General features: G+C 47.0%; 20 protein-coding genes. 10 read left to right on the forward strand and 10 right to left on the reverse strand.

Features of this window, described 5'->3' with window-relative positions; all coding sequences use genetic code 11:
* Positions 1 to 235: 235 nt before the first annotated feature.
* From QUA58_RS16395 to rpmH, 6 genes are all read right to left on the reverse strand, one after another.
* The gene (locus tag QUA58_RS16395; protein ID WP_333394886.1) at positions 236 to 748 is read right to left on the reverse strand and encodes a YceD family protein; all 513 of its coding nucleotides are present in this window, start codon (positions 746 to 748) and stop codon (positions 236 to 238) included.
* Between the two features lie 242 nt (positions 749 to 990).
* Complete coding sequence (locus QUA58_RS16400) at positions 991 to 1464, reverse strand: R3H domain-containing nucleic acid-binding protein (RefSeq protein ID WP_333255345.1); 474 nt, start codon at positions 1462 to 1464, stop codon at positions 991 to 993.
* Between the two features lie 11 nt (positions 1465 to 1475).
* Positions 1476 to 2624: a membrane protein insertase YidC gene (gene yidC / locus QUA58_RS16405; protein ID WP_333255347.1), complete on the reverse strand. Its 1149-nt coding sequence runs from the start codon at positions 2622 to 2624 to the stop codon at positions 1476 to 1478.
* A gap of 204 nt (positions 2625 to 2828) precedes the next feature.
* A complete protein-coding gene (locus tag QUA58_RS16410) occupies positions 2829 to 3221 on the reverse strand; it encodes a PH domain-containing protein (protein ID WP_333067527.1) in 393 nt (130 codons plus the stop codon).
* Positions 3193 to 3597 (reverse strand): ribonuclease P protein component, encoded by a 405-nt coding sequence (gene rnpA / locus QUA58_RS16415; protein WP_333210569.1) that lies wholly within the window; start codon positions 3595 to 3597, stop codon positions 3193 to 3195. The genes QUA58_RS16410 and rnpA overlap by 29 nt, the downstream gene beginning before the upstream one ends.
* Before the next feature lie 42 nt (positions 3598 to 3639).
* Positions 3640 to 3777 carry a 50S ribosomal protein L34 gene (rpmH, locus tag QUA58_RS16420; protein WP_006632320.1) on the reverse strand — a complete coding sequence of 46 codons (138 nt, stop codon included), beginning with the start codon at positions 3775 to 3777 and terminating at the stop codon, positions 3640 to 3642.
* A 233-nt stretch (positions 3778 to 4010) separates the two neighbouring features.
* Here rpmH and QUA58_RS16425 point away from each other — a divergent pair, with 233 nt between their 5' ends.
* The gene (locus QUA58_RS16425; RefSeq protein WP_333205437.1) at positions 4011 to 4853 is read left to right on the forward strand and encodes a restriction endonuclease; all 843 of its coding nucleotides are present in this window, start codon (positions 4011 to 4013) and stop codon (positions 4851 to 4853) included.
* Positions 4854 to 4933: 80 nt separating this feature from the next.
* Here the strand turns inward: QUA58_RS16425 and QUA58_RS16430 are convergent, their stop codons facing one another.
* Positions 4934 to 5278 (reverse strand): hypothetical protein, encoded by a 345-nt coding sequence (locus QUA58_RS16430; RefSeq protein WP_333394888.1) that lies wholly within the window; start codon positions 5276 to 5278, stop codon positions 4934 to 4936.
* A gap of 9 nt (positions 5279 to 5287) precedes the next feature.
* Here QUA58_RS16430 and QUA58_RS16435 point away from each other — a divergent pair, with 9 nt between their 5' ends.
* From QUA58_RS16435 to QUA58_RS16470, 8 genes are all read left to right on the forward strand, one after another.
* The gene (locus tag QUA58_RS16435; RefSeq protein ID WP_333255362.1) at positions 5288 to 5950 is read left to right on the forward strand and encodes a class I SAM-dependent methyltransferase; all 663 of its coding nucleotides are present in this window, start codon (positions 5288 to 5290) and stop codon (positions 5948 to 5950) included.
* Between the two features lie 134 nt (positions 5951 to 6084).
* The gene (locus QUA58_RS16440; RefSeq protein WP_333255364.1) at positions 6085 to 6309 is read left to right on the forward strand and encodes a DUF433 domain-containing protein; all 225 of its coding nucleotides are present in this window, start codon (positions 6085 to 6087) and stop codon (positions 6307 to 6309) included.
* Between the two features lie 45 nt (positions 6310 to 6354).
* Positions 6355 to 7065: a M15 family metallopeptidase gene (locus QUA58_RS16445; protein ID WP_333255366.1), complete on the forward strand. Its 711-nt coding sequence runs from the start codon at positions 6355 to 6357 to the stop codon at positions 7063 to 7065.
* A 284-nt stretch (positions 7066 to 7349) separates the two neighbouring features.
* Positions 7350 to 8423: a glucose-1-phosphate thymidylyltransferase gene (locus tag QUA58_RS16450; RefSeq protein ID WP_333255368.1), complete on the forward strand. Its 1074-nt coding sequence runs from the start codon at positions 7350 to 7352 to the stop codon at positions 8421 to 8423.
* A 239-nt stretch (positions 8424 to 8662) separates the two neighbouring features.
* A complete protein-coding gene (locus tag QUA58_RS16455) occupies positions 8663 to 9196 on the forward strand; it encodes a hypothetical protein (RefSeq protein WP_333255370.1) in 534 nt (177 codons plus the stop codon).
* 10 nt (positions 9197 to 9206) lie between these two features.
* Positions 9207 to 11342 (forward strand): glycosyltransferase, encoded by a 2136-nt coding sequence (locus tag QUA58_RS16460; protein WP_333255371.1) that lies wholly within the window; start codon positions 9207 to 9209, stop codon positions 11340 to 11342.
* Between the two features lie 320 nt (positions 11343 to 11662).
* Positions 11663 to 12733 carry a glycosyltransferase family 1 protein gene (locus QUA58_RS16465; RefSeq protein WP_333394890.1) on the forward strand — a complete coding sequence of 357 codons (1071 nt, stop codon included), beginning with the start codon at positions 11663 to 11665 and terminating at the stop codon, positions 12731 to 12733.
* Positions 12734 to 12823: 90 nt separating this feature from the next.
* Positions 12824 to 13906, forward strand: coding sequence for a glycosyltransferase family 1 protein (locus QUA58_RS16470; RefSeq protein WP_333394892.1), 1083 nt, complete (start codon positions 12824 to 12826; stop codon positions 13904 to 13906).
* 165 nt (positions 13907 to 14071) lie between these two features.
* Here QUA58_RS16470 and petG read toward each other — a convergent pair whose 3' ends face one another.
* A complete protein-coding gene (gene petG / locus QUA58_RS16475; protein WP_006632329.1) occupies positions 14072 to 14191 on the reverse strand; it encodes a cytochrome b6-f complex subunit V in 120 nt (39 codons plus the stop codon).
* Positions 14192 to 14371: 180 nt separating this feature from the next.
* Between petG and QUA58_RS16480 the strand changes: the two genes are divergently transcribed.
* Positions 14372 to 14752, forward strand: coding sequence for a cytochrome c (locus QUA58_RS16480; protein ID WP_333255377.1), 381 nt, complete (start codon positions 14372 to 14374; stop codon positions 14750 to 14752).
* 144 nt (positions 14753 to 14896) lie between these two features.
* On the opposite strand, the gene QUA58_RS16485 is transcribed toward QUA58_RS16480, so the two are convergent.
* Together QUA58_RS16485 and QUA58_RS16490 are read right to left on the reverse strand one after the other, a co-directional pair.
* Entirely contained in the window at positions 14897 to 20227 is a 5331-nt protein-coding gene (locus tag QUA58_RS16485) for a DUF4347 domain-containing protein (protein WP_333394893.1), read from the reverse strand.
* Between the two features lie 508 nt (positions 20228 to 20735).
* Complete coding sequence (locus QUA58_RS16490; RefSeq protein ID WP_333255381.1) at positions 20736 to 21092, reverse strand: NIL domain-containing protein; 357 nt, start codon at positions 21090 to 21092, stop codon at positions 20736 to 20738.
* Positions 21093 to 21111 lie beyond the last annotated feature (19 nt).

The raw sequence follows: 21111 nt of genomic DNA on the forward strand, positions 1-21111 counted from the left end.
TTTTTTGTTTGTTTGAGTGCGAGCGGGGACGTTCGCACTCGCGTGTAAAAGCAAAACTGAAATACTTCATTAGCTAATGACTACTGACTAATGACTGCTGACTAATGACTATTGACGGCTCTCCTGGGTTTATGGTGCATACGGTATCAGGCACAACTGTTCGTGATTCTGTGACGCCCTCTCCGTAAGGATATGCGGTTTGCTTATCACTACAAACTCATGAGAGCCCTATTGACTAAGGCAATTGCCGTTTAAGTGCTGCCAAAGATGCCCAGCGACTGTCAGAGATTGTTTCTGAGCTTTCTGTCTCTGCATCCTCATTGAAATCTATTCCCGGACATTTAGTATCGCATAGCTGTTTGTGTGGCAGTTCCAAGCACAGTTGCTGATACACCCAATCACTTGGAGAAAAAGAGTCGGTAGGCGACAAATTTTCCACCAAATTTTCTAAATCAACTTCAAATTCTCCTGAACTTGCATCATGCTGATTCGGTTTTTCTGCGAGCCAAATTATTTCAGATGATTGGAGTCTCAAACGGTGATTGTATTGTTTCAAGCATCTGTGGCAGGTGAGAGTGACAATTGTTTCTGCTTTCGCCTTCACCTCAAGGAAATTCCCTTGGTGAGTAACTTGCAGTCGCCCCCGCACCGGAGTAAGAGTTTCTAAATCGGGGATAATTTCTTCAAAATCAATGACCTCTTTCCGCTCGGTTTTTGTGAGTAGATGAGGGATATAAATTGTCTCCATAATCATCTTTTGCCGTTTTATTCTCGTCGTCTCAAGGCAAAAGTCAAAAGGAATAGCTAATTTTTGGCTTTTTCCTTTTTCCTTTTTCCTTTTTTCCCAGAAAGAATTGGTTTAAAGCCGGAAGCCTGATCGGGATAAATTAAAATCAGACTATTCATTACTCCAATCCTCTTCCTTCCATGTAGAGGTCGCTACCCGTGCGGTCAACTGTCAACTGTCAACTGTCAACTGTCAACTGAACGTCAGCGCAGCCGCACTACCAAACGCCGATCGGCATCTTGTCCTTGACTGTAAGTTTCTATATCCTCACATTCGCTCAAAAAGCTGTGAACTTGACGGCGTTCTGCCGAAGACAGCGATTTGAGTTCAAATTCAACTCCCGTCGAACGCGCTTGATCGGCTGCGTACTCTGCCATCGATCGCAATTCCTCTTGGCGGCGGATGCGATAGCCATTTAGTTCAACTGTATAAGGAATTGACTCCTCTACTTCCTGGCCTATATTCTGAACCGTGTTGCAGAGGTACTGAATCGCATCTAGTACATTACCGTCTGGCCCGACTAAGATAGCAACTTGTTCGGGAGTCAGATTGCTTTCATCTATTGTCATCCAATAGCAATCTTTTTGTTGTTCGCATACCACTTTTGAAGGAATTGCGGACAGTTGTAGCAATTCTTCTAACCATGCCTGTCCGCGCTGCATTTGAGAGTCTTTCATTGTTGTTAAAATCAAGCCTTTTTCTTAGAACGCTTGGGCTCAAAGGGAAGTGCATCTAATCCTTGTTCTTTTTGGGTTTTCGCCTCTGCTTCGTCCACTATTTTTTGCAGGTTTTCGGGCAGCGGTTCTCTCGACAAAATAAACGATTGAACTGTTTGGAAGATGTTAGCAATCAGCATATACATCAACACGCCTGCGGGCAGCGGGAAGAACAAAAACATCCCTGAAAATATGACTGGCGTCAGTTTGTTGACTGTAGCCTGTTGGGGGTTGTCGTTTGGCCCTTGTGCTTGTCCTGAAAGGGTTTGGTTGATGTACAAACTAATGCCGAAGCCCAGGATCATTACCAAAATATCCCAGTGGATTGTACCGTCTGAGTCGATCGCGCCCACGCGGCCGAGAGCTTCAATAAACAGGAATCCTTTGTTACTAGCCAATCCGGGGATTGTGCCTTGAACAGTGGCTTCACCGGGCGCTAAGGCCGTGATGTTGCCCTGTTCATCTACCTGGACAGTTTCTTCGCCTTTGATGACTTTCCAGTGTGGTTCAAAGTCGATTTCGCTCTTATTTTCTGCCGCTAGGGCTTTGAGAGGTTTGCCCTCTGGGGTTTGAAAATTAATTTTGGTTGTGTCGCCGACTGCGAGTTGGTCACCGCCTGGAATTACGCCCACAACAGGAGCATGAAAAGTACCTGTGACGTAAATATTTTGTGGCGGTGTAGCAAAAGCTTGCGGTTGAACAGTTTCGATTTGTTCTTTCGGCAAAACTTGAACGTTGACGCTGTAATTTATGTCAGAAAAAGGCGAACCCCTGAGTGTTGCAAACAGTGCAAACAGCACTGGCATTTGCAGTACCAACGGGAAGCATCCTGCTAGAGGATTACCAAATTCTTTGTATACTTTGCTCATTTCCTCCTGCTGTTTTGCAGGATTTTCTTTATAGAGTTTTTGAATTTGATCTACTCGCTCTTTCATCAAAGGCTGCGCTACTTTCATGCGCCGCATATTGCGAAGAGAGCCTGCGTTGAGAGGATAAAGAGCAAAGCGAATCACGAGCGTCAGTGCTACGATCGCTAAACCGTAGCTTGGCACGATCCCGTAGAAAAAATCTAGGATCGGCAGCATTAGGTTGTTGGAGAGAAACGAGATACCAAAATCCATTCGCTTTGAGTTAATTTAGGTGCTCTATGTTTGCTGTTGAGAACTATTTTTACCCGCTGAAGGCGAGCCGCCTCAATTTTCAGGGTTTTGTCTCTATCTTAGGACATTGCCCGTCGATCGACCGCCTGGTCTGCGGGTTTGTTGTAATGAGTTTGCCAATACTCGCACTGAATTGGGCCTCTAATCAGGGTGAAAGCGGTTCGGTTATTTAGCTTGAGCCGCGTTTGCTTTTTGAGCTGCTACGGGTAGTTTTTCGTTAATGTAGTCATACATTGCTCGAAATTTCGGCATAGCTCTGAGTTCCAAGCGGCTGCCATTTTTCATGGTGAGCACCATGTCTCCGTAAGTCCCGAAACCGCGAGGTACTGTGACGATTTTGACTATATCTGAGTAGATAACGTCTGTCTGATCGCCCCCCATCCAGCCGCTAGTTACGGACACTCGGCGACTCGTGATCCGATACCGCAGCCACAGAGCCCGGACAATTGCTCCTACTGCTAGGGGGATTCCCACCACAGTCAGCCCCAGGAGTAAATTGAGGATCAAGTCTCCCGGCGCGGGGCCGCCTTCATAATATACTTCCTCTCGAATTCCCATCTAGTACCTCGGCTTCTACCAACAACTGCTCTAATTCTTGCAGAATTTCTGCATAATTGCACTCTTGTGCGATCGGACGCACGACAATTACTAAATCCCACCCGAATTTTAATCGAGGCAATAGCTGTCGCAAAGCTGCCCGAATCTGGCGCTTGATCCGGTTGCGGACTACAGCGCGCTTGCTCACCTTCAGGCTGATAGAAATACCTGTGCGAGTTGGCTGCAAGGATTTTTCGGCTGTCGGTTTGCTTAATTCGACGCTTTTGGGTTTACGCAGAGCTCTGAGGCTGAAATGAGCGGAGTTGCGGCGCATTCCCTTGCGGTAGACGGCGCTGAAGTCTTTTCGGTGTTTGAGTCGGTTTGTCTCGGGCAACATGGCGTAGGGCGATCGTTGAGGCCTCTCAACCTTGATGCAGTGCTAGACTGCGAGGCGGTGGCGACCTTTGCTGCGGCGAGCTTTGATTACCAATCGACCGGTTGCGGTACGCATTCTGGCGCGAAAACCGGATGTTCTTTTTCTTTTGCGGCTGGTTCCGTGCAGGGTTTGCTGTGTCATTTTGATTTCTCCCGGCTTGTTACTTTACTTTTGATTAATATTCACAATCTTCTAGTATACCATAGAGTTGTTTTGTTTGCAATAATGTTTTTATGGGTTGATATGTATTGAGAGTAAGAGTGAAGTTGCGATCGCAGTTAAAGTACAGTTATCAGCTAGTTGTAGTTTTGAAGCTCATTGTCGTTCTAAACTAAATTTCAGCTTTAGACCTTAAAAAATTTCAATAAGCTGCAATGCCCTACACGCCCAAGCTTGACTTATCTAAGTACGATCTCCTCTCTGCAAAGGAGAAGCTCTTTTCGTTTGTTTGCGAAAAAGCAAAGTCTTGGGGCCAGGATCCCAATGCAGAATGTGTCCTTCTCTCCCCCAAGCAATCCCATGATATTGGTCTCGATCGATTATGGCGTGTTATGTGGGAGTCAGGTTCATATAATTGGGGCTTTTATCTCTCTTGTGGTGGTGTTACGTTCGTCAAATATGATGGAAATTGGGATACTTCTGAACCTGAGATTATTCTTGGCGAGCCAGATGGTTGGTATCTAGAACCCCATTATACTTTTGATGTTGGCTTCGTTCCACATACTACTTATGCAGACTTTGAGGACGACCAATCAAATACAATTATCACGATCGCTAATTTTATTTCTGAACAATTAATGCGTGAGATTGCTCGTCATCCCAAGATTTTACAAACGATCGAGAGGCGGCGCTTTGAAGAATTCATTGCTGAATTGTTTCACGGTTTTGGGTACGATGTTGAGTTAACTGGGCAGACACGAGATGGTGGCAAGGACATAATTGCAGTCAAAAATGTTGATTCGATCAATCTGCGGTATCTAATTGAATGTAAGCGCCCAGATCCAGGAAATCCCGTGACTGTTTCTACTGTTCGTGAACTGTTGGGGGTAAAGGCTGACAACTCAGCAACTAAAGCTCTTCTTGTTACTACCACTGACTTTACGAAAGACGCAAGATCGCTCATTGAACGTCATCGCTGGCATCTAGAAGGCAAAATCTATAATGATATTATTGCGTGGATTAACAACTACAATCGCATAAAGGGTATTGAATTGTAGCAACCGCGACATAACAACCGCGCTGCACCGGAACGTCCTAATATCGATACCTTGCGATCGTAGCATTTCCTCTAAGCGTTCTACACGTTGCTGGGCTTGCTCTGTGCGTTGTCTTTCCCGCTCTGTTGTATGCCGGAGTTTGTCAGCCAAATGCGCCAAATGTGACGATCGCGCGTGTCTCTCTCGCGGCGGACTAGGCCTGTTTCTTCCATGCCATCCATCGCGCGTCTCAGCGTCCCGCCTACCTCTTGCAGTTTGTCGCCAATGCTGGAAGTCGGCAAACCGTCTTCTTGCCACCAGCCCAAAGGGTGCCAGCAGGTTATTTGGCGATCGACTGCTACGCTAAAAGCGGGAATCCGCCCTCTGCCGGATATGTTAACAATTCTTATTGTTCTTAAACTAGAAAGAGTAAATCTAGTTTGCAATCGGAATTTATGTTGCTTCCAGCCGACCAACGCACCAAGTTAGACGACACCGACGACAATTTGTTCTATTCCGCTCCCCGGTATGTGACTCACGTAGACGATGGATTCATTCAGCAACTCACCGATTTATATCGGGAACGGCTGAAACCGAATACTCGGATTTTTGATATGATGAGCAGTTGGGTTTCTCACTTGCCTGACGAGATGCAATTTGCCCATGTTGAAGGGCACGGCATGAATGAAGACGAGTTGGCAAAGAATCGCAGACTGAATCATTATTTCGTGCAGAATTTGAACGCAAATCCCAAATTGCCACTGCCGGATGCAGAGTTTGACGCGGTTGTCAACTGTGTTTCCGTACAGTATTTGCAGCACCCGGATGCGGTTTTTGCCGAGATTCACCGGATTTTAAAGCCTGGTGGCGTAGCAATTATGAGCTTTTCCAACCGGATGTTTTATCAAAAGGCGATCGCGGCTTGGCGGGAAGGTTCCGAGGGCGATCGGGTAGAATTAGTCAAGGGTTACTTTGATTCTGTCAAAGGAGCGAACATACCCGGATTTAGCAAGCCCGAAGTAATAGTTCGCAAGCCTAACTTGCCGAGTTTTATGCAAATGCTGCGAATACCAAGCGGCGATCCATTTTATGCGGTAGTTGCTTACCGCCAAAGTTAGGATTTTTGGGCAGTAAGGACTTTAGGACTTTAGGTGAAGATTGAAAGGACTAAAGTCCTTACTATAAACAGATCGAAAGCTACGCTCTTTAGGTTAGGTTAGGTTAGGATATATTTAATATATGCTCCTAAAATATGGAAAACCAACTTTTGCAGCGCATCACAATCGATCCAAATATCTGTCACGGACAACCTTGTATTCGCGGTCTCCGATATCCAGTAGAATTGATTCTTGAATTACTTAGTTTTGGTATGAATGCTAAAGAAATTATAGATGAATATGACGATTTAGAACATGAGGATATTCTAGCTGCTTTGCTATTTGCCGCGCGAGGGACTCAAGTGAAAAGCATATACTGAGTATTGTAGTTCATCAGTAATAAAAAACTAGGGTAAAACCTTGATATGAAACCATATCAGAAAATAGTGATCGACGAATGCGGCGAACCTTTAGTCCCCATTCCACCAGAACATTTTGCCTTTGAAATTCCACACCCTTATCAAAAGTTGGGTGCTCCCTATCACAACAGCAAAGCAGATTCACCTTACTATTTGCGGCAAGGAGTGGTAGATAGTTTAATCGCAGCTAAAACCCACCTACAGCAAAATTATCCAAATTGGAAAATTCTGATATTTGACGCTTATCGGCCGGTGGAAGTCCAGCAATTTATGGTAGATTATACTTTTAATCAAATTGCCCTAGCTCAAGGCTGTGAATTTCCGGTTTCCGAAGACAAACGCCAAGTGATTATAGAACACGTATATCAATTTTGGGCAGTGCCGAGCCTCGATCGCGCGACGCCTCCTCCTCACAGTACAGGTGCTGCTTTAGATATAACTTTAGTCGATGAAAATAATCGGCGAATTGCTATGGGTTCTCCGATTGATGAAATATCAGAACGTTCTTATCCAGATTATTTTGCTAACAGCAATCACCCACAAGAAGAGCAATATCACCGTCACCGGCAAATCTTAAAAAATGCGATGATAGCTGCGGGTTTTCAGCAACATCCTAACGAATGGTGGCATTTTTGTCTGGGCGATCAGATGTGGGCTTGGTTGACAAATCAAAACAATAGTGGTAGTCAATTGATTGCTCGATATGGCCGCTATTAAAAGGGTACGCAATTAAATCGGGACTGGCGCACTCGCAACCTTGAGAAACCGGGTTTATTGACAAAAAACCTCAGCTTTTAACTGCTTCCTGTGGCAATAAACCTGGTTTCTGACGCTCTGTGCCTCCCGCACTATAAAAGTATGAGCAAAATAAATCATTTGTGTCAGGATACACGGCAACTATTGCCAGCGGGGTAGCGGTAGTTTAAAATCAACGAGAGCGAACAAGTGCAGGCATAGTTGCCAGCACCGCAAACCCTAAAGGATAACTCAGAGTTCACCAAATGAAAGCACTCATCCTCTCTGGCGGTAAAGGAACACGCTTGCGTCCCCTCACCTATACGGGTGCTAAGCAGTTGGTTCCTGTAGCAAATAAGCCGATACTGTGGTATGGAATTGAAGGAATTGTGGCGGCTGGGATTACGGATATTGGGATTATTATTAGTCCCGAAACCGGGGAAGAGGTGAAGACGAAAACAGGAGATGGATCTCGCTTCGGTGCAAAAATTACTTATATCTTGCAAGAAAAGCCGGCGGGACTCGCTCACGCGGTGAAAGTGGCCCGACCATTTTTGGGAGATTCTCCGTTTATTATGTATTTGGGAGATAACTTAATTGAGAATCCGCTAGATCCGTTTTTAGAGATTTTTAACAAGCAAAAACTAGACGGGCTGATTTTGTTGCGCCCAGTTAAAAATCCCTCGGCTTTTGGTGTGGCAAAAGTTGATGAAAACGGGCGAGTTTTGGAGTTAGTAGAAAAACCGCAAAATCCGCCATCGAATTTAGCACTGGTGGGGATTTACTTTTTTGCTCCTAGTATTCATGAGGCGATCAATCAAATTCAACCTTCGCCCCGCGGCGAACTCGAAATTACCGATGCCATTCAACAGCTCATCAATCAGCAAAAACACGTAGAAGCCTGCAATTTAGAGGGTTGGTGGCTGGATACGGGGAAAAAAGACGATTTGCTAAGTGCAAACCAAATCATTTTAGATAGCTGTATCGTAGCTTCAACTGAATTAAAAGTAGACGCCAAAAGTCAAATTATCGGACGAGTGCAAATAGGCGAAGGAACGGAAATCATTAATTCTACAGTGCGCGGGCCAGTGGTAATTGGGGAAAATTGCCGCATTGAAAATTGCTTTATCGGGCCTTACAGCAGTATTGCCGATCGCGTGACGATGATTGATGCTGATATCGAACACAGTGTAATATTGCAAGGGGCGAAAATAGTTGGCATTCACCAGCGAATTGTTGACAGCGTGATCGGGCAGCGAGCTCAACTAACCAATGCGCCGGCTCGTCCAAAAGCTCTGCGGTTTATGATTGGTGATGACAGTCAAATTGAGTTAGCTTAAATTGAGATATTGCCAATATCGGAAGCAATAATCCTGATTTAACAAGAGATAAATTTTCTTGTGGGGAGTAGGGGTTGGGCATCCTGCCCGCCCTGGAACAGGCAAGATGCCTGTTCCACAATTAATTACAATTATTCACACAGCAAAGCTGCCCATTCACAATTAGTTAAAATGATTGAAACAGCAAAGATGCCTGTTCCATAATAAGTCATAGTAAGTTATATAAAAGAGAGGAAAGTTTGCAGTACGAAGAAATACCAACTCAACAGATAATACATAAATTGCGACAAACTTTGGAGCCGCGAATTGGTATTGCACAGCCGCCCCTGTTGGGAACAGAAAATAGTGCGATCGCCCACAATGAAGATGACGAAGACATCGCCCTTTTAAAGGCAGGTTTCGACATTTATAATATCCCCATTACCTCTTACCAAAGGCAACTCGGTTCCGCAGTCATCGCCGTTAGAAAAATAGTCCGAAAATTGCTCAGACCCGTACTCGAACGTCAAGTTATTTACAATTTCGCTAATACCCGGGTCGTGCATACATTAAGCACACAGTTGCAAAAATTGCAAGAAAATCAACAAAATCTAGAGAAAAAAATTGAATCGGAATTCAGCAGCGAATATCCCGAAGTTACAGCACAGCTTGAGACTCAACAAACAGCGATCGCCACTTTTCAGTCGGAAATAGAGCAAATTAAGGCAGTGCAGCAGCAACATACTGCTATTTTAGAGAAGATTACCGCTCAATTGCTTGATCGACAACAATAAAGCATCAAAGATGACCACACTGCCCATATGCTCGTTAATTATAGTCAACTATAACGGTCTGCGCCACACGAAAGATTGCTTAAAATCTCTACAAAAACTTGCGTATCCCGAATCGCAACTCGATTTAATTGTAATTGATAATTGTTCTCAAGACGACTCCGTTACTTCCCTGCGCGAACTATTTCCAAAAGTTCGGATTTTTGTCAACTCCGCCAACAACTTTGCTAAAGCCCTCAACCTTGGCATCAGCGAAGCAAAAGGGCAATACATCGCCTTTCTAAATAACGATGCTACCCTTGAGAGTCGCTGGTTAGAAATTCTTGTAAAAAAGCTAGAAACTAATAAAGAAGTAGGTGCGACTAGCGGCAAATTGTTGTTTAAAGACGGGCGAATTAACAGCGCAGGTATTCAGCAATTACCTAATTTTTATTGGCAAGATGTCGGCTTTGGCGAAAAAGATGCGGGACAGTACGAAACAGAACGGGAAGTCGAAGGGCTTTGTTGGGCAGCGGTGCTTTTTAGGAGAGAATGTCTCGAAGATGTCGGGCCGATAGATGAAGATTTTGTGATGTATTTTGAGGATGTAGAGTTTGCCAAACGCTGCCACAAACGCGGTTGGAAAATGCTTTATACTCCCGCAGCAATCGCCCATCACGAATATCGCGGTTCGAGTAAAGGAAGCAAACTTACCGAGTATTTCTGCAACCGCAATCGATTTTTGTATTTGGCAAAACATGAACCGTTGCAATTAGTCAAAGCAATTCATACTTCGGATTTTTTTAGTAACAAGCAGTACGATTTGCTGTTCGAGAGTTTATTTGTAGCGATTAAAAAGCTGCTTGATTATCAGAAACCAGAAATCATCGAAACTGTATTGCCGCAGTTGTCGGAAAAGCTGGCGGTGATTTACAGTCGGATGAAGGTCGATCGCATTTTACCTCGATTGCAGGTGGTTCGGGGCGATCGCAAAATGTCGATCGCCATTTACGATCACGGACTACATTTTATTGGTGGCGGTCAAAAATACGTCGCTACCATCGCCTCGCTGCTACAAAATGAATTTGAGATTACTTTTATCGCCAACAAACCAGTTGCTGTTTCCGACTTAGAATCGTGGTACGGACTCAACCTTTCAGGATGCAAAATTAAAATTATGCCCTTGGCGTTTTACGAGAAACGCGGAATGCAGTGCATCGATTCCAGCATCATCGTGGAAGATATGGAAAATCCCTTTGATGAAATTGCCAGAGAAAGCAAAAACTACGATATTTTCATCAACGCAAACCAACTGGAAAAAGTTAAGCCACTGTCGCCAATCTCAATATTTTTCTGCCACTTTCCCAATACCTTCCGCAACCGTCATTTTGCTGTCGATGACTACACTTTTATTATTGCCAATAGTCAATTTACTGTTAAGTGGTTGGAGAAACGCTGGAACCTACAGCCAACTTTTCTGCTTTATCCGCCCGTGGAAATGGCAACAGTTAAAGTGCCGAAAGAAAAAATAATTTTGGCTGTGGGACAGTTTGAAGCTGGGGGAACAAAAAAGCAAATTGAACTAATTAAAGCTTTCCGCTGTTTGCTAGCAGATTATCCCGAAGATTTTCAAGGATGGCGGCTCATTTTAGCCGGAAGTAGCATTCCGAAAAATCCTTATTTAAAGACAGTTCAGAATTTATTGAAGCAAGATTCAAGGGCGATCGAGATCAAAGTCAATGCTGACTTAGATGAGGTAAAATCGCTTTATGCTAGAGCGAGCATATTTTGGCACGGCTGCGGTTTGGGGGAAGTCAATCCTCAAAGATTTGAACATTTCGGGATGGCGACTGTGGAAGCCATGCAAAATAGTTGTGCTCCGATCGTTTTCAACGGCGGTGGCCAACCGGAAATTATCGAACATGGGCGATCGGGCTTTTTGTTCAATACCGTTGAGGAACTGTGCCAGCATTCACATCAACTAATTGTTAATCCTGATTTGCTAGCAGAACTTCAAGCTGGTGCACAGCAACGCAGTCAGAACTTTAGACTTGCACGTTTCGATAAAAAAGTCAATAGTTTTTTTGAGATTATTCACCAAGAGTATGCTACAATTCGGCTGCCAAATCCTGCCGATATAGCTCAAATGCTCGATCGCGATCGCGGATAAAGTGTAATATTTAACATCGCCAAAAATGTATATAAACCCGCGCTTTGTATGGTGCGTCGCTGCGAGATTTTCCAGCGAAGCAAGTAGATGCTTGATGGCGACGCACCCTACGATATAAACCCGCGCCTTGTATGGTGCGTCGCTGCGAGATTTTGCTTCCCAAGTGGATTGTTGATGGCGACGCACCCGACGGTATCAATAATAATGTACATTTTGATTGTTTGTTGGGTGGGGGCGGGTTTAGGAGATTATGGGTTTTAAGCAATTATTGTTGGTAAAACCCGCCCCTACAATTGGGAGAAATTCTGTTCCATAAAATCATGTCTAATTCACTGTTAATCAACTTGTCCTTCTTAACTCCCGAACCAACCGGAATCGGGACTTACGCCACTAATCTTTTCCCGCAACTGCAACAGCTAGAACCAACATTACTCGCTTCCCAGCAAATTGAAAATTATACTTGCTATCAAATCCCAGAAACTCTGACACCGAATCGCGGCCCGAAAGGACAAATTAACAGACTGCTGTGGACTCAGTTTGAGTTACCAAAAATTTACCAAAAATTGCAGTCCACCCTGATGTTTTCCCCCATTCCCGAAGCACCTTTGTATTCCGGCTGTCGCTACATCGTCACAGTTCACGATTTAATTCCTTTGCGATTTCCCCGACGGTTTTCTCGTTTAACAGCTTATTTTCGCTACTACATACCCCAGGTTTTGCGGCAAGCAGAACACATTATTTGCGATTCTCAAGCAACGGCGGCAGATGTTGCTAACTTTTTCCAGATTCCGCGTCAGAAAATGACCGCCATTCCCCTAGCTTGCGATAATATTAATTTTAGATATCTCGACTTGCCAGCCAAAAATTATTTTCTTTATACCGGCAGACACGATCCTTACAAAAACTTGGAAAGATTAATTGTTGCATTTGCGAATTTGCCCGATCGCGCAAATTACGAATTGTGGCTAGCAGGGCCTCCCAATGCCTACACGCCGCAGTTGATAGAACAAGTTGAAGAATTAGGTTTACAATCTTTGGTAAAGTTTCTCGGTTACGTTCCCTATTCTCAATTGCCCGTACTGATGAATCAGGCGATCGCCCTAGTTTTCCCTACACTTTGGGAAGGATTCGGCTTGCCAATTTTAGAAGCAATGGCTTGCGGCACACCCGTCATCACATCCAACCTGTCATCGATGCCAGAAGTAGCCGGAGATGCCGGATTATTAGTCAATCCTTACAGCGTCGGAGAAATAGCCGAAGCCATGCAAACAGTAGCGACAGATTCCAAAGTGCGATCGAACTTAAAAAATGCTAGTTTAGCCAGATCATCTCAATTTAGCTGGAACAAAACCGGAAAAGCAACCGCCAACATCTTACAACAATACCTTTAAATCTTCCCTCTCTTCCTCTCTGCGCCCTCTGCGCCCTCTGCGGTTAATAAAAAAAATCCCACCCAAAAACCGCAATCTACATATTATCCCATGCCCAATCCCCAATCCAACCTGCTAATCAACCTCTCCTTCCTAATTTCCAAACCAACCGGCTTAGCCATCTACGCCAAAAACCTATTTCCTCACCTAAAAACCCTCAATCCCACATTACTAACAGCAGAAAAATTCCCCAATAGTAACTGCTACCAAATCCCTGCCAATCTAACACCAGAACAAGGAACCAAAGGACACATCAACCGATTGCTGTGGACACAAACCCAACTTCCCAAAATTTACAAACAGCTAAAATCTAACCTGTTATTTTCCCCAATTCCCGAAGCTCCTTTATTTGCAGGTTGCCGCTATATCATTACAGTACATGACTTGATAGCGCTGCGATTTCCCCGTCGCTTCGATCCTCTGACACCTTACCACCGCTACTACATTCCCCAAGTGCTGCGACAGGCTCAACACGTCATTTGCGACTCTGAATCAACTGCGAAAGATATCGCTAATTTTGGCAAGATTCCTACTAATTTAATTACGCCCATTTTCCCTGGATATGATACCAGCTTTTTCCGTTTTCTAGACTTACCAACAAGCAATTATTTTCTTTATATCGGTCGCCACAATCCTTATAAAAACGTGCAGCGAGTTGTAGCAGCATTTGCTACTTTGCCTCATAATTCCGAGTACGAATTGTGGATAGCAGGTTCGGAAGACAAACGCTATACGCCCCTGCTGAAGGCGCAGGTTCAAGAATTGGGATTGGTCGATCGAGTAAAATTCCTAGATTACCTCCCTGCAGCCGACTTGCCCAAAGTCATCAACCAAGCGATCGCCCTTGTATTCCCCAGTCTTTGGGAAGGATTCGGCCTCCCCGTGCTCGAAGCAATGGCCTGTGGCACTCCTGTCATCACCTCTAACCTGTCTTCAATGCCAGAAGTGGCGGGGGACGGCGCATGGTTAGTCAATCCCTACAGCGTTGAGGAAATAGCCTCTGCTATGCAAGAGCTTGCAGCCGATGCCAAAGTTCGATCGCACTTGCGGGAGCTCGGTTTAGCCAGAGCAAAACTATTTAGCTGGGAAAAAACAGGCCTGGAAACTGCTGCTATTCTCGATCGATATCTTTAACGAAGGAAGAAGGAAGAAGGAAGAAGGAAGAGGGAAGAAGGAAGAGGGAAGAAGGAAGAAGTCAGTAGGTAGATCAATGCCCAATGCCTCATCCCTCCGCTTCGCTTCGCCCAATTCCCAAGTCCCACTCCCCCTGACAGCCTGAGTTAGGGACTTAAGCCCCTTTTACTTATTGATACCCAACTGATCGCCGCGCTTGTACTGCTGATAAGCAGCAAAAAACAGCCCCGCCAGAGTAACAAAGATTAGACCCAGAACAATACCTGAAAGTAGCGGTTCTACCATGAGAGCTCCTTAACGTTAAGATTTAACAACCTATTTTTAATATTACCAGCACTTATACAGATGAATTTTCCCAAAAGCAGCCTTCCGTGGGTCTCAGAGCTTGCTCTCCCCGCTGCGAACGATTAAGCTATGTTATGAGAAATAAATTTTCTTGTAGATACTATTTTTAATTGAACTCCTTTGAATAACCAATTTGCCAGGAATGAAATTAAAAACCCGATCGAGCGCATTGCCATATTTGCGATCGCGGTGTTACTTGCCATCATATTGGCGAGTATAATAATTCGTCAATTTCAAGTCGCCGATCCCTACGTCAAAAGCGTACTATCCCTCACGGGCAACCCGTTTCAGGGTTCCGCCATCTTTCAAATGAACTGTGCGGGTTGTCACATATCCGTTTCAGACAGTCAAGTCGGGCCCAACTTGCACGGAGTGTCCGAGCGCAAATCCGAATTCGATCTGATCCGGCAAGTCACCAGCGGGCAAACCCCACCAATGCCACAGTTTCAACCGAGTCCGCAAGAAATGGCCGACTTGCTGAAATATCTAGAACAAATTTGACCAAAGAAGGGGAACGGAATTCGTTCCCCTCTTTGGCAAAGCCTCGAAACCAATGCTTCGAGGCTCTGCTTCCCGATAGTCTGTCTCTGCTGGGACGACAGGCAAGTGTCGGATCGGTTGCAACTGCCGAGTTTTATCTGCGGACTAAACCAGCAAGCTAAAACTGCTCGCCGATAACTGGATCGGCTGCACGCCCGTCACTATAGCCAAAATCTGGTCGCTGTTGGCAAGCCCGATCGCCGTCGAGCCATTAGTTTCGGTCAATGACAGTTGATTGAAGTCCAAGCCTCCCACCAAGTTGATCGAATCAACTCCTGCGGTGAAGTTGATAATGGTGTCAATTCCTCCGCCCGCTGACAAAACAAAGCCATTGCTGCCACTGCCGCCGACGAGGGTATCGCTGCCAATGCCGCCAAAGAGCAAGTCATCGCCGGTGTCAGCAAAAAGCAAATCATCGCCGCTGCCGCCAATTAAGGTATTGTTACCCTCGCCGCCGCAGAGAATGTCATTGCCTTGATCGCCAAATAGCACGTCGTCGCCAGCGCCTCCCAAAATTACGTCATCGGCTTTGCCCCCGTACAATAAGTCATTGCCTTCGTCGCCAGAAATAGAGTCGTTGCCACGATTGCCATAAATCGTATCGTTACCGCGATCGCCAAAAATCAGGTCAAAGCCTTTGCCACCGAAGAGAGTATCGTTATCGATGCCTCCGTAGACAGTATCGTTGGCTATATTGCCATTGATGTAGTCGCCGCCCCCTCGGCCAAATATCAAATCGTTGCCGCCCAATCCGAAGATAGAGTCACTGCCGGCACTACCCACGATCGTATCGTCGCCGTTAGGGCCATTGATCGCATTACCCGCTGAAGAAGTGCCGGGATCATTGGGAGTAGCGATCCTGGGGAAGTTCTCAGGGCAAACCAAATCTGTCGGTACAGGTGCAGGCGTCGGCGTCGGTACAGGTGCAGGCGTCGGCGTCGGTACAGGTGCAGGCGTCGGCGTCGGTGCAGGTGCAGGCGTCGGCGTCGGTGCAGGTGCAGGTGTCGGCGTCGGTGCAGGCGTCGGTACAGGTGCAGGTGGCAGTGGCGTCGGCGGCGGAGTCGGCGTCGGCGGCGGAGTCGGCGTCGGCGTCGGCGCTGGGAAGTTCCCGAAGTTGATGCCGCTGATAATAGCGCCCGAAGTTAGGGTGATATCGGCGGGTTCGGGTGTGCTTTGGGTAAACCCAGTTTGGTTGACTTCCCGGACACGGTAGGTTCCCGGCGTTAGGTTTGGGAACAGGTAGTTGCCACTGTTGTCTGTGGTAGTAGTAACAGGATCAGGAGCAGTTCCAGCTACGACATTGGTTAACTGAATTTGGAAATTGGGTAAACCCGGTTCTCCAGCATCCTGAGTACCATTGTTGTTGGTGTCTTGGAACTTCAGACCTTGGATCGCCCCGGGTTGGGGCAGGAAGTTGCCGAAGTCAATGCCCGTGATGTTATCGGAGGGATTAACCGTAACGGGGGCGGGGTTAGGGGTCGTCTGCGTCCAGCCGTTTTGCTGGACTTCCCTTACCTGGTAAGTACCTGCGGGTATATCTCGGAGAGTGTAGTTGCCCGCTACATCGGTGATGGTAGTCGGTTCGCCCTGCTCAAAGATGCCATCGGGATTGATACTGTCGAGGAATATTTGCCAGTTACCTAGCCCCAATTCTCCGGCATCCTTAACGCCGTTGTTGTTGAGGTCATTGAATTTTTGACCGCTGATCGTGCTCGACTGGAAGTTGCCGAAGTTGATATTAGCGATGTCTTGACCGCTGGTGACAGTGATGTCCGCCGGGTCGGGGGTAGTTTGCGTCCAAGTAGGCTGCAAGACTTCCCGCACCTTATAGGTTCCTGCTGACAAATCTAGAAATTTGTAGCTGCCGGCGGCATCGGTGAGGGTGTTCGGTTCCCCGGTGTCGAGAGTGCCGTTATCGTTGGTATCGAGGAAGAATTGCCAATTAGGTAGTCCTGTTTCTGCTGGGACATCTTGGATGCCATTGTCGTTGATGTCATTGAACTTCAGACCACTAATCGAGTTGGGTTTGAAGTTGCCAAAGTTGTTGTTTTGGGAGTCGGTGCCGCTGGTGACTGCGATCGTAAACGCGCCGGAAAGGGTAGGCGTGGCTGCATTGACAGGGGGCACAGTTTGCGTCCAGCCTGTTTGTGGCACTTCCCGCACTGTATAAGTGCCGGCTGGCAGGTTGGTGAACTGGTAGTTACCCGCGACATCGGTGACGGTGGCGTTGGTGCCTGTTTCTGCTGGTACTTGGTCTTGCACGCCGTTGTTGTTGGCATCCAAGTAAATTGTCCAGCCTCCTAGCGGTGGTTCTGCTGGCGCATCTTGGGTGCCATTTTTGTTGAGGTCATTAAATTTGAGGCCGCCGATTTTGCCGAACTGGAAGTTGCCGAAGTCTTGAGCCGTAATGTTTGTGCCGCTGACCGGATTAATTGGATAAAAAGTCGGGCCGGCGGTTTGTGAGAAACCAGTCGGCACGTCTTCTCTCACAAATTGCCGACCAGAGCCGACGTTGGCAAAGCTATAAGTGCCAGCAGCCGCTGGCGCTGTTCCGGTAACTTGAGAGGCGATTTCCGCATCACCGCTATCTAAAGTGCTGTTATCGTTAGTATCTTTGAACAACCGAATCGTAGTACCGTTCAGGGGCGTATCGTCGGGACTGAAGTCGTTGCCTGTGAGGTCGGTGAATTTGGTGCCGCTAACGGTGATGTTTTGGAAAACGCCGAAGTTTTGACCGGTGATGGGAGTACCGCTTTGGGCACTAACGAGAATTGCCGCAGCGGGGAAAGAGATGCTGGAGTTGGCTGGGGCAGTGGCTTGTATCAGGTAATTGCCGGGGCCTATATCCGAGAATGTGTAATCTCCTGTTCCCGCAGTCGTTTGCGCTGTGCCGACAACAGTATCTGTGCCGACTTCTAGCGTGCCGTTGGCGTTGGTGTCTTGGTATAAGTTAACGGTGATGCCGTTTAATACGGTGTCATCGGGCGTGAAGCCGTTGCCCGCGAGATCGGTGTAGGTTTTGCCCGCGATCGATGTTTTCTGGAAGTTGCCGAAGTCGGCGTTAGAGACATCAGCAGTACCAGTGGTCACTGTTGGCGCTAAAGTCTGTACCCAACCTGGTTGTAACGTTTCGGCGATCGCAGTATTTGCCTTAGTATCCGTGAGGGTGTATTGACCCAAAGTTGCAGCAACCGCAGAGCTAACAGCAGTCTTAGTTTCTGCGGTAATAGTCCATCCACCTAAACCTGGATCTGTCGCAGCTTTAACGCCGTCGCCGTTGATATCGTTGAATTTCTGACCCTGAACAACTGGCCCGTACTCGTAAGCACCGATGTCAATAATGGGTTTACCAACGAGAGTATTGTCAATTTTGCGAGGGAAACCTGTGCCACGTTGGTCGAAAGCAGTAGCGCCCACTGCCGTTATGGTTGGGTCGCCTCCACCAATGGCAGGGTTGCTGCTGGTAGTTACAGGGCTATTGTCAACTAGGGCAAGGGTGAAAGGAGCAGCAGTTGCGCCGTTGAGTCCGGCTGCGGCGGCTGGTGCTAATACACTTGCGATAGGAACTGCTAATTGCTCAGTAGCCGCAAAACCTGTACTCCCCGTGAGGAGTCCAATCAGGTTGTTGTTCGCTGTGAATGCTCCTGTAACATCGGTGTTGGTAGCAGCAGTGTTGCCAGCGACGAGCGTATTCTTGACCGTGACAGTACCACCGTTGTCAATTCCTCCGGATCTAGCAATCAGACTAGCCGGCGCGCCAACAGTAGCCGCTGTAGCAGAGTTATAGGCGATCGTGTTGTTAGTCAGCGTAGCTGCTGCACCTAAGTTAACGAAAATTGCACCGCCTGCTGCTGTACCCGCACCTGCGGTAGCATCACCAGCATTTCCACCCGTGACTGCATTGCTATACAAGGTGCTGTTGGTCAAGGTCAAGCTGCCGCCACCGACAAAAATCGCACCACCCAAACCAGCACCGCCACCACCTGCGGTAGTGCTACCAGCACCGCCACCAGCAGCACCAGCAGCACCACCAGTGCTACCAGCACCACCGCCACCACCCAAGCCACCAGCACCGCCAACACCGCCAGCACCGCCAGCACCGCCAGCACCGCCACCGCCGCCAACACCGCCAGCACCACCAGCACCGCCCAGGCCAGCAGCACCAGCAACACCAGGAGCACCAGCAGGGGCACCGCCAGCACCGCCAGCACCACCGCCACCACCACCGCCGCCGAAGATTCCGGCGCCGCCAATCCCACCAGCACTGCCAGGCCCACCATTACCGGTGGTGGCTCCACCAGTACCACCAATGCCACCAATGCCACCAGTGCCACCAGGGAAGCCAGGGCTACCATTACCAGCGGTGCCACCAGTGCCGCCAACGCCATTAGGAACACCACCAACACCACCGATCCCGGCCGCACCAGGAGTGCCACCAGGAACACCAGTATTTAAGTCGCTGTTGCCACCAACGCCACCGCTGCCAAGAGTACCGTTACCGCCGATAGCCTGGTTGTTCGAGAAAGTCACTCTGTCAACAATTACGCTGCCAGTATTGATAAAAAGTGCGCCGCCTAAACCGCCAGCGCCGCCACCACCACCAACTGGTGCGTTGCCACCTAATGCTCTTGCAGAATCAATGGTGAGGTTGGAGATGTTGACTGGGTTTGCACCGCTATCAACTACGAAGGCGCGGAAATTACTACCGCCCCTGATGGCAAAACCTCCGCCAATGATATTGGTGTTGTCACTAATTTTTGGCAGCAGCCCCGCGAGGGTGATATCCGCAGTCAGGGTAATTGTGTCAATCCCAGCATTGATGTTGGCAACATTGATGGCATTTTGCAGTGCGCCAAAGTCGCCAGCACTCTGGTTTAAGTCAGCTAGCACCCCGCTATAAGCTTCTCTCGCTTCTTGGGAAAATGCCAAAGGTGTTTCTATTTTCCCCGTAGTGACTTCTAGTTCCCAGTCTCCACCCAGGGCTGCACTACCAGTCAAATTATCCGAAGCCGCAATATTTGCTTTTGTTAGCTGACTCAGCCTTTCTACGAAGGCCACACCGGCTTCTGTGGCGGCAACGTTGCAACCGTAAAGCAGAATTTCGGGTTTAGCTGTAGTTGAATAGTTCGAGTTTGCCGAGGCCGCTGGTAAAGCAAACCATGTTTCTAAATAATTGCGGTAGCTTTCAATATTGCTGAAATTGAGTTCTGTGGTTCCCAGTTGCAAGCTGGCTGCTGCGCCGTGAGACAAAATGTGGACGGCTGCAATGTTTTGCCGCTGTTTGAGTGTTTCAGCGATTTGCTTGATGCCGTCCCGATCGCCCTTGAGAATAATAACTTCTGTATCAGAGTTTATACTTTCTGTTAGATTTTGGTAATCTTTAACTTTTGTATCTACGAAAAGTAACTGGTGTTTCCGTTCTTGATGAAATTTCATAAATTAAATACTCCTGGTACACGCACACATCAAATTCATAGCACAAACCCAGCACAGCAGCGATCTATCTTTTTCTGGTGTCGATAGAGTCGATCGCCCGCCCCTGGTTCAACCTAAGTTCCCTGTTGACAAAAACGCATTTTTGTGATTCGCGACAATAAATCACTTAATTTGATTACTTAGAAGTCTGAAAGGGGGATGTTGTTCCGCCTTTTACAAAAAATTTTTATGATACCTGCACAAAGATTTTCATTTTAAAACAAATTGAATACCATGTTTTATAAAAAATGTCAATTAGAAAAATTACTGAGGGCGATCGATAGTTATGAGTTATTGGGTAAGCTGTCCAGCATTTAAATTGTCTGTTACAAAACGATCGAACTATCAGTGAGGTGTTCCGCCCGCCCTGAATATACAATTTAAATGCGCGACAGCTTACTGGTTACTGGTTATTTGAACTGTCAACTGTCAACTGTCAACTGTCAACTGTCAACTGACCACTGACAAATCACCAAGTTTCTTCATCGGGATGATTGGAATTGCTCCAGATTTCCACATCTAAATCGTTGAGATAAATGAGAGCACTTTCAATCTGTTGACTTGTACCGATAAGTTCCAAATCAAACCAACCGTCATCAGAAGTTTTGACACCCAACAAAGCTGCATTAAAATTTACCGTCAAACCCTGTTCCGAAATCAGGTTAGAAATTACAGGTTCCTGATGGTATTCTTTAGGAATGCGAATGCGAATGCGGGTTTGAGTTTGTCTGCTGTCTGCGGGCTGAGCGTGCCGGTTGTCTGGTTGAGTTTGGTTGAAATTGTCGATCGGCTCAAATGCCGATCCGCTAGCGTTTTGATTTAACATTTCGACCTCCTAATCTTTA

Origin of the sequence: Microcoleus sp. N9_A1, from assembly GCF_036701795.1 — a bacterium.
Taxonomy (GTDB): domain Bacteria; phylum Cyanobacteriota; class Cyanobacteriia; order Cyanobacteriales; family Microcoleaceae; genus Microcoleus.

Excerpts from the sequence above, each read along its gene's own strand:
- QUA58_RS16395 (WP_333394886.1), bottom strand. The coding sequence starts at position 748 with ATGGAGACAATTTATATCCCTCATCTACTCACAAAAACCGAGCGGAAA.
- QUA58_RS16400 (WP_333255345.1), bottom strand. The coding sequence starts at position 1,464 with ATGAAAGACTCTCAAATGCAGCGCGGACAGGCATGGTTAGAAGAATTG.
- yidC (WP_333255347.1), bottom strand. The coding sequence starts at position 2,624 with ATGGATTTTGGTATCTCGTTTCTCTCCAACAACCTAATGCTGCCGATC.
- QUA58_RS16410 (WP_333067527.1), bottom strand. The coding sequence starts at position 3,221 with ATGGGAATTCGAGAGGAAGTATATTATGAAGGCGGCCCCGCGCCGGGA.
- rnpA (WP_333210569.1), bottom strand. The coding sequence starts at position 3,597 with ATGTTGCCCGAGACAAACCGACTCAAACACCGAAAAGACTTCAGCGCC.
- rpmH (WP_006632320.1), bottom strand. The coding sequence starts at position 3,777 with ATGACACAGCAAACCCTGCACGGAACCAGCCGCAAAAGAAAAAGAACA.
- QUA58_RS16425 (WP_333205437.1), top strand. The coding sequence starts at position 4,011 with ATGCCCTACACGCCCAAGCTTGACTTATCTAAGTACGATCTCCTCTCT.
- QUA58_RS16435 (WP_333255362.1), top strand. The coding sequence starts at position 5,288 with ATGTTGCTTCCAGCCGACCAACGCACCAAGTTAGACGACACCGACGAC.
- QUA58_RS16440 (WP_333255364.1), top strand. The coding sequence starts at position 6,085 with ATGGAAAACCAACTTTTGCAGCGCATCACAATCGATCCAAATATCTGT.
- QUA58_RS16445 (WP_333255366.1), top strand. The coding sequence starts at position 6,355 with ATGAAACCATATCAGAAAATAGTGATCGACGAATGCGGCGAACCTTTA.
- QUA58_RS16450 (WP_333255368.1), top strand. The coding sequence starts at position 7,350 with ATGAAAGCACTCATCCTCTCTGGCGGTAAAGGAACACGCTTGCGTCCC.
- QUA58_RS16460 (WP_333255371.1), top strand. The coding sequence starts at position 9,207 with ATGACCACACTGCCCATATGCTCGTTAATTATAGTCAACTATAACGGT.
- QUA58_RS16465 (WP_333394890.1), top strand. The coding sequence starts at position 11,663 with ATGTCTAATTCACTGTTAATCAACTTGTCCTTCTTAACTCCCGAACCA.
- QUA58_RS16470 (WP_333394892.1), top strand. The coding sequence starts at position 12,824 with ATGCCCAATCCCCAATCCAACCTGCTAATCAACCTCTCCTTCCTAATT.
- petG (WP_006632329.1), bottom strand. The coding sequence starts at position 14,191 with ATGGTAGAACCGCTACTTTCAGGTATTGTTCTGGGTCTAATCTTTGTT.
- QUA58_RS16485 (WP_333394893.1), bottom strand. The coding sequence starts at position 20,227 with ATGAAATTTCATCAAGAACGGAAACACCAGTTACTTTTCGTAGATACA.
- QUA58_RS16490 (WP_333255381.1), bottom strand. The coding sequence starts at position 21,092 with ATGTTAAATCAAAACGCTAGCGGATCGGCATTTGAGCCGATCGACAAT.